The sequence below is a fragment of the Vibrio sp. 10N.247.311.14 genome, from assembly GCF_041467715.1.
GTDB lineage: Bacteria > Pseudomonadota > Gammaproteobacteria > Enterobacterales > Vibrionaceae > Vibrio > Vibrio crassostreae_C.
This window is the reverse complement of sequence record NZ_JBFSVE010000003.1, coordinates 81,781-94,104: the sequence shown is the minus strand read 5'-3', so window position 1 is coordinate 94,104 and position 12,324 is coordinate 81,781. Positions and strand designations below refer to the sequence as shown.

13 protein-coding genes are annotated in these 12,324 nt (G+C 43.7%); 8 read left to right on the top strand and 5 right to left on the bottom strand.

All coding sequences use genetic code 11. From position 1 onward, the window contains the following. Positions 1-6: 6 nt before the first annotated feature. The 4 genes from AB6F11_RS02225 (at position 7) to AB6F11_RS02210 (ending at position 3,673) form a co-directional block, all read left to right on the top strand. Complete coding sequence (locus AB6F11_RS02225) at positions 7-726, top strand: energy-coupling factor ABC transporter ATP-binding protein (RefSeq protein WP_004733775.1); 720 nt, start codon at positions 7-9, stop codon at positions 724-726. Beyond that, on the top strand, positions 704-1,288 hold the full coding sequence (gene mobA, locus AB6F11_RS02220) for a molybdenum cofactor guanylyltransferase MobA (protein ID WP_004733776.1): 585 nt from the start codon (positions 704-706) through the stop codon (positions 1,286-1,288). Before AB6F11_RS02225 ends, mobA begins: the two co-directional genes overlap by 23 nt. Further along, positions 1,288-3,105 carry a bifunctional molybdopterin-guanine dinucleotide biosynthesis adaptor protein MobB/molybdopterin molybdotransferase MoeA gene (locus AB6F11_RS02215; RefSeq protein ID WP_102393727.1) on the top strand — a complete coding sequence of 606 codons (1,818 nt, stop codon included), beginning with the start codon at positions 1,288-1,290 and terminating at the stop codon, positions 3,103-3,105. The genes mobA and AB6F11_RS02215 overlap by 1 nt, the downstream gene beginning before the upstream one ends. A 301-nt stretch (positions 3,106-3,406) precedes the next feature. After that, complete coding sequence (locus AB6F11_RS02210) at positions 3,407-3,673, top strand: DUF2960 family protein (RefSeq protein WP_102393726.1); 267 nt, start codon at positions 3,407-3,409, stop codon at positions 3,671-3,673. A 179-nt stretch (positions 3,674-3,852) separates the two neighbouring features. Here AB6F11_RS02210 and nagK read toward each other — a convergent pair whose 3' ends face one another. Both nagK and AB6F11_RS02200 read right to left on the bottom strand, forming a co-directional pair. Further along, positions 3,853-4,761, bottom strand: a complete 909-nt coding sequence (gene nagK, locus AB6F11_RS02205; protein WP_017068179.1) for an N-acetylglucosamine kinase — start codon at positions 4,759-4,761, stop codon at positions 3,853-3,855. Between the two features lie 163 nt (positions 4,762-4,924). After that, entirely contained in the window at positions 4,925-5,671 is a 747-nt protein-coding gene (locus AB6F11_RS02200) for a tRNA-uridine aminocarboxypropyltransferase (protein ID WP_080582212.1), read from the bottom strand. 68 nt (positions 5,672-5,739) lie between these two features. Between AB6F11_RS02200 and AB6F11_RS02195 the strand changes: the two genes are divergently transcribed. Beyond that, positions 5,740-6,549: a sterol desaturase family protein gene (locus AB6F11_RS02195; protein WP_017070845.1), complete on the top strand. Its 810-nt coding sequence runs from the start codon at positions 5,740-5,742 to the stop codon at positions 6,547-6,549. A 115-nt stretch (positions 6,550-6,664) separates the two neighbouring features. Here AB6F11_RS02195 and AB6F11_RS02190 read toward each other — a convergent pair whose 3' ends face one another. Continuing rightward, a complete protein-coding gene (locus tag AB6F11_RS02190; RefSeq protein WP_102393725.1) occupies positions 6,665-8,710 on the bottom strand; it encodes a methyl-accepting chemotaxis protein in 2,046 nt (681 codons plus the stop codon). Between the two features lie 104 nt (positions 8,711-8,814). Between AB6F11_RS02190 and AB6F11_RS02185 the strand changes: the two genes are divergently transcribed. Next, positions 8,815-9,300, top strand: coding sequence for a C40 family peptidase (locus AB6F11_RS02185; RefSeq protein ID WP_017059602.1), 486 nt, complete (start codon positions 8,815-8,817; stop codon positions 9,298-9,300). A gap of 107 nt (positions 9,301-9,407) precedes the next feature. On the opposite strand, the gene AB6F11_RS02180 is transcribed toward AB6F11_RS02185, so the two are convergent. Next, positions 9,408-9,752, bottom strand: a complete 345-nt coding sequence (locus AB6F11_RS02180; RefSeq protein ID WP_010440912.1) for a DUF3802 family protein — start codon at positions 9,750-9,752, stop codon at positions 9,408-9,410. A 585-nt stretch (positions 9,753-10,337) separates the two neighbouring features. Here AB6F11_RS02180 and AB6F11_RS02175 point away from each other — a divergent pair. Next, positions 10,338-11,204 (top strand): fructosamine kinase family protein, encoded by an 867-nt coding sequence (locus AB6F11_RS02175; RefSeq protein WP_102393724.1) that lies wholly within the window; start codon positions 10,338-10,340, stop codon positions 11,202-11,204. Between the two features lie 92 nt (positions 11,205-11,296). Next, positions 11,297-11,500 (top strand): CPXCG motif-containing cysteine-rich protein, encoded by a 204-nt coding sequence (locus AB6F11_RS02170; protein WP_004733789.1) that lies wholly within the window; start codon positions 11,297-11,299, stop codon positions 11,498-11,500. A 185-nt stretch (positions 11,501-11,685) separates the two neighbouring features. Here AB6F11_RS02170 and AB6F11_RS02165 read toward each other — a convergent pair whose 3' ends face one another. Then, entirely contained in the window at positions 11,686-12,294 is a 609-nt protein-coding gene (locus tag AB6F11_RS02165; RefSeq protein WP_017065861.1) for a riboflavin synthase, read from the bottom strand. Between the last annotated feature and the right edge of the window lie 30 nt (positions 12,295-12,324).

Genomic DNA, 12,324 nt, shown 5'->3' with positions numbered 1-12,324 from the left:
GCTGTCATGAGTATAAAAATAACAACGCAGCAAATTTCAATGCGCTACAAAGAGCGTGTTTTGTTCCATATTCCCGAATTGTCGATCGGCCCCAACGATGCCATTTATCTCAAAGGAGATAATGGTGTGGGTAAAACGACCCTACTTAAAATATTGTCTGGATTGATTCAGCCAAGCTCCGGCCGCATTCAGTCTCCGACACAAAGCTGGCAGCAGATCTTATTCCCTAGGCTCAAGTTCAAAGACATTATCTACCTGCATCAAACCCCCTATCTTTTTGATGGTTCGGTGTACCAAAATGTCGCTTATGGCATTCGCTTTAACAAAGAGAGCCAAAAAGATAAGCGAGCTCAAATAATTAATGCGCTGAGAATGGTAGGTTTAGAAACCTTGGCAGATGAACACATTTCTGTGTTGTCTGGTGGTGAGCGTCAACGCGTTGCAATGGCACGAGCTTGGATTCTTAAGCCGTCAATCTTGCTTATGGATGAACCAAGTGCTTCTTTAGACAAAGAATCTATTGAAAGATTGGTGATAATGGCCGAAGATCTTCTTCAAAGAGGCGCGAGTTTAGTCATCACTAGTCACCAAACTAACGCGTTAACCGACTTATGTAAGAAGCAATGGTGGATCAAAGACAATACTTTGACCGAATCGCCGCTTCTGCAAGTTATTCAGAAAGATAAAGCACAAGAGAATATTTATGCTGCTTCCAACGCAAACTAGTTGGGTTATTTTGGCTGGCGGACAGGCCAGCCGCATGGGCGGAAAAGATAAAGGACTTGTTGAGCTCAACGGTTCTCCGCTTATTCAATACGTTATAAACAAGCTGTCACAACAAGATGTCAGCATCACCATCAATGCCAACCGTAACTTAGACAGTTACCAAGCATTTGCTCCGGTTGTTTCCGATTCCTTCCCTGACTATCCAGGTCCATTGGGCGGTATTCATGCTGGCCTTAAAAACGCGAGCACAGACTGGGTCGGCTTTGTCCCTTGCGACAGCCCACAAATCAGTGACGACCTTGTTGAGCGTTTTTGTTCTGCAGTAAAAGAAGACAGTGACATTCTTGTCGCGCATGATGGCGAATTTAAGCAACCTGTATTCACCCTATTCCACAAACGTGTTCTACCAAAGTTAGAAGCGTTTTTGGAACGTGGTGACCGTAAAATCATCTTGCTATACAAAGAGTGTGTTACCGAATACGTTGATTTCAGCGATTCTCCTAACTGCTTTGTTAATCTCAACACGCCAGAAGAACTCACCCAATTCGGAACGCTTCAATAATGAAAGATTCTAAACAACGCCCTAACCTTCCTTTATTGGGCTTTGCTGCTTATAGCGGTACAGGCAAAACGACCGTACTTGAAGCCCTGCTTCCTCTGTTGACTGATGCGGGTTTAAAAGTTGGCGTGTTAAAACATGCTCACCACGATTTTGATGTCGATAAGCCGGGTAAAGACAGTTACCGCTTACGTAAAGCGGGCGCGAACCAAATGTTGATTGCATCGCGTAATCGTCACGTGATGATGACAGAAACACCAGAAGCCGAAGCAGATTTTTATTACCTGCTGACTCGATTTGATACCAACACCCTTGATCTGATTTTGGTTGAAGGCTGTAAGAACATCGCCTTCCCTAAAATTGAACTGCACCGAGATGAAGTGGGCAAACCTTGGTTATATCCAAACGATAACAACATTATTGCTATCGCGGCAGACAGCCAAGTTGAATCAGAGCTGCCACAAATGGCGATCAGCGACTTAGAAGCGATTCGTGATTTCATCATCGATTACGCGCAGTCCTTTGACCTTGTCTCTACAACAGGCAGAGCCGTGTCATGCTCATCTTCAAAAGACGCAGCGCCAGCTGTTTGTTGTGATTCGTTCTCTCCTGCAGGTTTAACCGTTACTCAAGGCCAACAAAAGATTGTTGATAGCATTGACGCACTCGATCTCACAGAGAGTGTTGAATTACTGCAAGGCTACGGCCGCGTGCTGGCTGAAGATGTGATTTCGCCAATCAACGTTCCTCAGAATACCAACTCTGCAATGGACGGTTATGCAATTCGTAGTGAAGATCTAGAATTGGACAGTTACAACATCGTTGCTGAAGTCATGGCGGGTCACAGCTACGAGCAAATCGTGCAACAAGGTGAAGCCGTTAAAATCATGACCGGCGCACCAATGCCAGAAGGCGTTGATGTTGTCGTGATGCGTGAACAAGCCGTCCAAGATGGCGATAAAGTTAGCTTCCCTGATGCTAAAATCTCGGTTGGACAAAATGTCCGTATGGCAGGTGAAGATTTAGAAATCGGCCAACCTGTCTTTACACGTGGCACACGCATTGAAGTGCCAGAAATGGGCATGATGGCGTCGTTAGGTTTTGGTACCTGCCCTGTTCTGCGTAAAGTGAAAGTGGGTGTGTTCTCTACGGGTGATGAAGTTCAAGCGCCGGGTCACGAGCAAAAACCAAACTCTATCTATGACTCAAATCGTTTTACTATTATCGGCATGCTTCAAAAGCTCGGCTGTGACATCGTCGATTACGGCATCATTGAAGATGATGAGCAGAAGATGATGGATGTGCTGCATTCTGCGTCGCTTGAAACCGATATGGTTTTGACTTCTGGTGGTGTGTCTGTTGGTGATGCGGATTACATCAAGCTTGCGTTGGATAAGCTCGGTCAAATCAACTTCTGGCGTATCAACATGCGTCCAGGTCGCCCACTGGCTTACGGTAAAATTGAAAACAAACCGTTCTTTGGTTTGCCGGGTAACCCAGTTGCAGTAATGGTGTCGTTCATTAACTTTGTTGAGCCTGCGATCCGCAAGCTTCAAGGTCAAACGAACTGGACGCCAGTGAAAGCAAATGCTGTAGCAACTGAACAACTGCGCTCACGCCAAGGCCGTACTGAATTTAGCCGTGGTGTGTTCTCGATGAATGAATCTGGCGTGCTTGAAGTGAAAACAACGGGCAAGCAAGGTTCAGGTATTCTGCGTTCAATGAGTGAAGCGAACTGCTTAATCGAAATATCTCCAGCAGTTGATACTGTGAAAGTTGGCGAGACAGTGACGATCATTCCTCTGCAAGGTCGCGTTTGATTCAAAGCTCAAACACTTAAATTGACTTAGCTGCTTTTTAATTGATTTAGAAGCTTTTAAGTGATTTGGAAGATCTTCGCCAAGACATAGACGAAGCCCCTTCTATCGAGCTTTCGATGTTAAGGGGCTTTTTGTTCTTTTCGTTTCGAGAAAAACAACCTGTTCGTTTCCTAAAAGACAAATAGCTTAAATTACGCTAAACGTTTAGAACGATAATCTTAAGATTTCTTACCATTACCTTGAGCCACGTACGGTTTTTATGTAGAGTGCGCGCAAAGTAATAATTCTATTGGAGAGCACCATGGCTCGTACCATTCTGTACACTTACAAAGACGAAGACAAAGAGTTACTGTTTTCAAAACAAGAACACCGCACGATCCAAGAAGCTGTTGCTGCAGCTGAAGGCATCGATATCTCTGAGTATCTAAAAACTGAGCAACAGCTTGAGTTTATTTCTGATACTAAAGCGGTTCGTAACTACCAAGACAACTACTTCCGCAAGCTTGGCTTTACTAAGCTTACGTTGAAGCAAAAAGACAATCTTGGTGTTGGTAAAAAGAAGAAGTAAGCCCTCTTGGCTCTTTTCTTGATATGTCGTTTCTAGCTTTTCGTTTGTAGTTAACAGCTAACAGCTAAAGAAACGAAAGCACCGAACAATAAAAAATGCCGCAACCTCTTTCGAGATTGCGGCATTTTTATTTGTACTTTTTAACTATCTAACCTTAGCTAGCTTAACTTAAGTCACGATTACTTAATGTTAAGGAATGCAGCACCACGAACGCCGCCTGAATCACCATGCTTCGCTTTGATGATCTTTGGACATTTCGCTACAGACAGTAGGTATTTAGGGATACGCTTTGGCATCTCTTCGTAGATAAGTTCGAAGTTTGAAAGACCGCCACCCAATGCAACTACGTGTGGATCAAGACCGGTAAACAGGTTCGCGAAACAGATAGCCAATAGCTCCATGAAACGATCAACGTGCTCAGCCGCTTTTGCTTCACCTTCGTTGTACGCTTGAATGATCTCGATTGCTTTCTTCTTCTCGCCGAAGTAGTGCTCGTAAATCAATTCAAAGCCACGACCTGATAGGTAGCTGTCTAGACAACCTTTCTTGCCACAACCACAACCGAGTAACGGTGCGTTGTCGCCAAGGTGGAACCAAGCATCAATAGGAAGACGCATATGGCCCAGTTCACCAGCAACGTGGTTACGACCAGAGAACACTTTGCCTTCGTAAACTAACCCGCCACCAAAACCAGTACCTAGAATTAGGCCTGCTACTGATGGTTCGTCTTTAAGCTCGTCATCCCACGCTTCTGAAAGCGCAAAGCAATTCGCATCATTTTCAATTTTCACACTACGACCAATAAGTGCTTCTAGGTCTTTACGTAGTGGTTTCCCCGTTGAAGCTGGCACGTTAACAACCAGCATTGTGCCGTCGTCAGCATCTTCCATACCAGGAAGACCAAGACCAATTTTACCTTCGCAAGAAAATTCACTGTCGTACTTCTTCACCAAACCGGCAATCGTATCAAGTAGCAGTTGATAATCTTCAGTAGGCGTTGGTACGCGTTCTGTTGCTACTCGCTCAAGTTTTTCATTGAACGCACCAAATTCAATTTTTGTGCCGCCAACATCGAAGCCGTAATACATGAAATCTCTCCAATTTTTCCCTAAATTCGGGCAAATAAATTTTTCAAATTAAACATCTAGGACGCATTATCCATAACACTCCCCCTACAAACCGTGATGGATAACAAACTTATCTCGTGTTCGAATCTGTTTGAACAACAAGTCAGCACAAAGCGGTTAAAGGTTAGAGTGACGTCTCATTTTTAGTGTGCTCTATGAAAGCGTTCAGGCTTGGTTTGGTTGGATCGGACTTATAACGCGTCTTACTTAGCATGTAGCTTTCACGAAATGTCTCAAACCACAGCTGTAAAGTCTTTGCGCCCTGCTCTTCACCAGCCTGTTTCAAAACCAAGCTCGCTACTTCTGCAGTCGAGAGATGTTGTTCGTTGTCTGACTTACGCATCATGTATTGCGAAACCGATTCTGGTTCGATCGACAACACCGGTAAGTCTTGCAGATACTCTGAACGACGGAAAATACGTCGTGCTTCACGCCAACTACCATCAATAAAGATCAGCAGCAACGTCTTGTTCGAATCTCGCATTTCAGCAAGATCTGCAACCACACGCGATTTGTCATCGGTATAATCTTCAGGAAAGACCACGACTGGCTGATATTTATCGTCTTTCAGCACATCAAGCATCTCTTGATTCGGTTCAGTGCGGTGCCAAAGGTAGGCATAGCTGTCTTTAACGGTATCAAGGATTAAACGGCCGGTATTACTTGGTTTGAGTATTTCGTTGTCCGATAAGATCAACATGGTCGCGACGTTCGTATTTACGTCTGGTTGATGTTCACAGATACAGCTGTCTTGTTTGATTTTACAGAACTGACATCGAACCACTTTACACCCGCGCGCGTTAAACGGCTTGGTAGAAAGAGACAAACGGTGTTGATATAAACGGTGAAAAGCGTGGATTCTCATGGACAATAACGATAAATCTAGAAAAGTGGCACGATTGTACTTACAGTGTCCCTAGAATGATAGAAGGAATTCCCATGCAAGACCCATCACTGCTTCGCCTTGTTTGTTTTATTGTCGTTTTCGGACTGTGTGCGCTTTGGGAATACCGTTTTCCACGTAAAGCACTGACTCAAAGCAAATGGTTTCGCTGGGGAAACAACTTTGCGTTAGTCGCTTTGAACAGCTTTCTATTGGCCACTATAATTCCTATCGCAGCATTTCAAGCGGCGGTTATCGCACAAGAAAACCAATGGGGTCTGTTCAATACCCTGTCACTTCCGAAAGAATTGACCATTCTGATCTGTGTATTGCTCTTGGATTGTGCCATTTACCTACAGCACTTGGTGTTTCACCGTGTTCCTTGGTTGTGGAAGCTACATCGAGTTCACCATGCGGATCTAGATATCGATGTCACAACCGGAACGCGCTTTCACCCTATTGAGATGATTCTTTCAATGCTCATCAAGGTGAGTTTGGTGATCGCACTTGGTGTGCCTGTCATTGCTGTCGTGATCTTTGAAATTGTTCTTAATGCGAGCGCGATGTTTAACCATAGCAATGCACGTCTTCCGCTATGGTTCGATAAACGATTGAGAAAAGTGATTGTGACACCAGACATGCACCGCGTTCATCACTCGGTCATTGTTAAGGAAACGCACTCAAACTTTGGCTTCTTTTTATCAGTGTGGGACATCTGGTTTAAGACTTACCGCGCCCAACCCAAGCTTGGTCATGACAAGGTGCATATTGGTGTTCCCGAGATTCAAGATGGTAAAGAGCAACGGCTAGATTTAATGTTACGCCAACCATTCGCTTCCTTCCCTCATTCGAAAGACAAGACCTAACGCCTCAAGAAAATAATAAAAAATGGCGCAAACTCATAAGAGATTGCACCATTTTTATATGCGTAGCTTCTCACCTTTCAGCGGCAATTCCCACTTCCGGACGACGTTTACACACTTACTTCAATACGTACTTATGAAGCATAGCTTGTTGGCGCCCTGCTATCTCTCCGACTTGCTCTGAACTCTCGATCATAGATTCAAGTTGCAGTTTAGTGTTCTCACCCTGCTCAGACACGCGAGTGATAGAATGCGTTACATCGACAGTCGCACGGGCTTGTTGTTCGGTTGCCACCATGATTTGCTCAACACGGCCTTTGATCTGGCTAACCGCGAATTCGATTTTCTCGAAGGCCTGCTTTACATCGCCACTGGTTTCCAGTGCATTCGCCATTTCGCTTCTCGATTCCGTTACAGAAGCACGTGACCGGTCAGCTGCCGCCACCAATTCGTTCATCATATTACGAATATTAGTGGTTTGCTGGGAGGTACCACTCGCCAGTTTTCGTACTTCATCGGCAACCACGGCAAACCCGCGACCTTGGTCCCCTGCTCGCGCTGCTTCTATTGCGGCATTCAATGCGAGTAAGTTGGTGTTTTCAGCAATACCACTGATCACGTCAACCATTTCACGAATCTGTTTCACTCGAATATCCAAGTCCGTCATCGATTCTTGATTCAGGCTAAGAGATTGCTCGAGTGCTTGTAATCGCTTCTGGTTAAGGCCGACTACTTGGCTACCATTGACTGATTCGTCTTCTGCTATCTGCGCGTCGTCATTCGATGCGTTCGAGATACGAGCAATCTCACCAATGGATGCTTCAAGTTCTGTAATTGTGGTGATCATATTCTGTAGTGATTCGTTCTGCTCGTTCAAGCTTGAATTGGTTTGCTCGGCAGCATCATGACTTACTTCAGCGGTTTGATAGAGCGTTTCACAATTAAGCGTTACCAAACGAACCGAGTCCGCGGTGGAATCAACGACCGTATTAAGTTTTGAAGTGATAACTTGCAGCTCTAGCGGCCCCATCAGTTCACTCTGTTTAGAGAAATCGTGATCTGCAAGTGAACTCAACTGGTGTGTAATGTTTTTAAGCCCTTTATTCATCCAACGGCGTAACACGAACCATGAGATCACAATAATAAAGGCAATCACTAGCCCGCTGATAAACAACACACGATCAATATTGGTGATGGTTTGATTTACAACCAGTTCACTTTCATCAATCAGGTGGGAAGCGGTAGAAGACAACTGATTCAATGTGCTTATGACGGTGTTTGCTAAGGTGATGACTTGCGTTAAGTTTTGCTCTTGCTGCTGAACCAGTTCGAGTTTCAAGAGAATTTGTTTGATTATCCCTTGCTCGGTGAAGCCTTCTTTCACCATTTCGTAAGGCGCCGTCAAGCTCGCGAACTCAGCGATGTCTGGGTGCCAATCGGCAAAATCGCTGTAAGCCAAGTTAAGGCCTGCGATTCGGTTTCTCAATTGACGGTATTCGTCTTGTGCTTTGTCAATGTCAGATTGCATCATCAACATCAAGAAGGTGTTCGCCATAGCAGACGCACTGGATGTAAATCGGTTCGCTGCATCGCTCGCTTCTGGGTTGTCTTCAACCAAGAATGAGCTGATTCGGTTCATTTCAGGTCCGATCGATCCAACACCATAACGAAACTCGCCCATTTTACTGTCGATCAGATTTTGCTTACTTTGAATCTCAATCTGCGCCAGCAGTACCGTATTAGTCATGGTTTGCAGTTGGGCCATATCATCAATAAGGTTTTGTTGTTGCTCTAAAGAGATCGCATCAGGAAAAGATTGGGAGATAAAAAGGAGTTCCTCAAGCGTGGTATTACTCTCTGTTGCGAGTTGGTCAATTGAAACCCTTGTCGAATTCAGCGCATCTAAGTCGGTTGACTGGGTGCTATAGGTGAGAAGTTTTACTTGCTCTAATACGCTTTGCGTTAATTCGGCGTTGTGTAAAGCAAGGGGTAAAGCTTGTTCTGAAAGTGCATCAAAATGTCCCCCGACCCGTTCAACTCCCCGAATGCTAACCATTGATAAAAAACTAACGAGTAAAAGAATGGAAATAAATACAGCAGTGACGGTTTGAATGAGCGAGAATGTATAACGTGAGGGTTTTATTGATAAATTTGTGTCGGGCATGTGAAATCCAGTTTGACTACGAAAAGAGATATCCTTAAGTTAGGTCGTATACTAGAAGTCCTTGATGACGTTTTTATTTCAGTTTTTTGTCAGAAGAGTTACATATGAAAATCAGAAAAATGGCTGTAGTTACAATAACTTTAGCAACATTGGCTGCTTGTAGCTCGTCACCTTCGCCTTCTCAGCTTAGTCAAACCGCACAGAAACCCCTATCAAAGTCAGAACAATTGACTACAAACGCTTATATGAGCGTGTATGAACAGTGGAAAGGCGTGCCATACCATTTCGGTGGGACCTCATTTCGAGGTATAGATTGCTCTGCTTTTGTTCAAATCGCCGTGCAAAATGCGACTCAACAAGCTCTACCAAGAACCACAAAAGACCAGAGTAAAAAGGGAAAAGAAATTGCGTATGGGCAGGCAACAAGCGGTGACTTGGTGTTTTTCAAGACTTCGATGACGGTGCGACATGTAGGCGTTTATTTAGGAAACAACCAATTTCTACATGCCTCGACATCGAAAGGTGTCATTATTTCTAGGTTAGATAACCCTTACTGGGCATCCAAGTTTTGGCACTTTAGGCGTTTATAGCGGTTCGAAAGATAAACCGCTGAGCGAGGTAACTCTAGAAAGATACGACTTAAACGCCCGTTGTTATTATACTGATTAATTACGACGATAAATGAGCAAACAAACCGTTAATCGTATTTAGCAACAGCAGTATCAAACAGGTTCTTCACTAACGCGATGTACTCATCGAGGAATACAATTTGTTCGTTAGTCGCTTTCTTAGCCCACACACCCGCTAATACTTCACCAAGATCCGCTACTACGGCATCTGCTTCTTTCAAAAGTTGAAAACGAACGCTCGAATGCAACTCTGGGTTTTGCTCGAAAATAGCCATGATGTTTGTTGAAATCATGTCGGTAACAATGTCTTCGACACTTTCGTTTCCAGTATCACCATTACTATTGGTAAACACATCAAGGTTGAATGATAGGTGCTCGATTAAAGCCAAATAGCCATCGGTTTCTACAACCACAATAATTCTCCGTTTTAAGCTCTAGAGCAGATTAATACGTACTTGCCTAATACTATGTAAATGAAGCTATTTGTCATCACTTTATTGCCCAAAACTACATTTAAATGATCCTAGTTAGTATTTCAGCTTAAAATTAAATCGATATAGCTTTATGTGGTATACCTGCCTACTTACGACATAAGTAAATTCACGCTAAAGAAGTGTAAGACAAACTTTGAAGCAAAGTATTGCGCCAGTTAACAATAGCCCTTTCAACTTACTCTAAAAGCTCATTTGATTTAGTCGCTAGACAATAACAAGCTCAAACCTCTTTTCCAGTTTGTGGCGTTCAAAACCGTTTCGATTGTGAGACCAGTTCCAAACTATTTCATCACGTCAGGTTTTCAATTTATGTTTGTATTTCAAAGAGCTTGAATCAGTTCGAGTTCACAATTCGGCCAATTGATTCTACGTAAGATGAAGAAGAGCTAAGAACATTGACGAGTGCGTCTATAAATTGTTCAGATTTATCCTAAACTATTGCTATTAAACAAACAGTATTTCTAACCTTCAATCTTTTTAACTTTCAGTCTTTGAGGATTTCCTATGTGGCAGGCCATTTCTCAACAACTTTCAGATACTCTTCTATTTAACTTTCAGATTACTGAACGTACCAAGGTTTCTGGTGGCGACATTAACGATTGCTATATGATCAGCGATGGTAATGAGCGTTACTTTGTGAAAGTGAATCAGCGAGAATTTTTACCTAAGTTTGAAATTGAAGCTGAGAACTTACGCTTGTTAAGAGAAACCTCCACTGTTTACGTTCCTGAGTTGGTGCTTATTGGCAAAACCAAAGAGTGCTCGTTCATTATTCTGAATTACTTGCCGACCAAACCGCTCGAGACGGGCAACAATAGCTTCGATTTCGGCGTTCAGCTTGCGCGGCTTCATCAATGGGGCGAGCAAAAAGAGTTTGGTTGCGACCAAGACAACTATATCGGCAGCACACTTCAACCCAACCCTTGGCATAAGAAATGGGGTCGCTTTTTCTCTGAGCAACGCATTGGTTTCCAACTGCAACTGCTCAAAGAGAAAGGCATCGAGTTTGGTGATATCGATGACATCGTTGATGTGGTGAATATGCGTCTTGCTGGCCACAACCCTCGCCCTTCTTTGCTTCATGGGGATCTTTGGAATGGCAATGTTGCTAACTCTGCGTTTGGCCCAATTTGCTACGACCCTGCTTGTTACTGGGGGGACCATGAGTGTGATTTGGCGTTAACTGAATTGTTTGAAGGTTTCCCTAAAGAGTTTTATGAAGGTTACCAGAGCGTCAATCCACTCGACGTTGGCTATACTGATCGGAAAGACATTTACAACTTGTACCATCTTCTTAACCACTGCAATCAATTTGGCGGCGAATATTTAGCACAAACTGAAGCATGCATTCAGAAGATACAGGCCGTTTAATACTAATCACAGCTAGCTATCGCGTTCTATAACGCTACTGCGATCTTTAAAGCTACTACGATTTGGACAAGATACAGTGAGGAGAATTAGCCATGCATAAATACACAGAGAAACATGTCTCGTGCCCCCACTGTGGGCATGCAATCAGCATAACGCTCGATGCTTCTAATGGGAGCCAAGATTTTTATGACGATTGCCCGGCGTGTTGCAATGCCATTCACCTCGATATGCAGGTAGATGAAGTCAGAGACAGAATTAATCTCTCGATTGATGCAGACGACGAACAAGTCTTCTAACACCTACGCTCTTGTCGAGTTGGCTCTACACCTCGATTTAAAGCTACCCTCGATTTTGTGGCTAGCCTAGAAAAACGCAGATACATACAAATAGAAAAAGAGCACTCAATGTGCTCTTTTTTAATGTCTTCGAGGTTTACTTAGTCAGCGCTTTTTAAGCAAGTGCTGTTGATAAACCGCAATTACTATTTTTGGTTTGCTAGTACGCGTTCAACAGTATCAACAATCGCTTGTGTTTGAGGATCAAACTCAATGTTTACTTGGTCGCCTACTTCACGGCCGCCAAACAGAGTGCGATTCAGCGTTTCTGGGATCAGGTGAACAGAGAAACGGTTCTCTTCCACTTCACCGATTGTCAATGAACAACCATCAACGCCAATGTAGCCCTTGCTCAGCACATACTTCATTGATTCTTGCGGCAGCTCAAACCAAAGCGTACGGTTATTTTCTGTCTTAATCACATCAACGAGGTTAGCCATCAGAGTAATGTGGCCAGACATGCTATGTCCGCCAATTTCGTCACCAAACTTTGCTGCACGCTCAACATTCACTTTGTCACCAACATTCAGCTGGCCTAAGTTCGTCAATCGCAATGTCGCTTGCATTAAATCAAAAGCAATCTGGTTGCCTGAAATTTCCGTTACCGTTAAGCAACAACCGTTATGAGCTACTGAAGCACCAATGGCTAATCCTTCAACCATTTCATCGCTTAGCTCAATGGTATGAGTTTGAAACGACTCTTTTTTGTTGATAGCAACCAGTGTTGCCATGCCTTGAACGATACCTGTAAACATAAGATTCCTATTTAGCATTCTAATAACAGT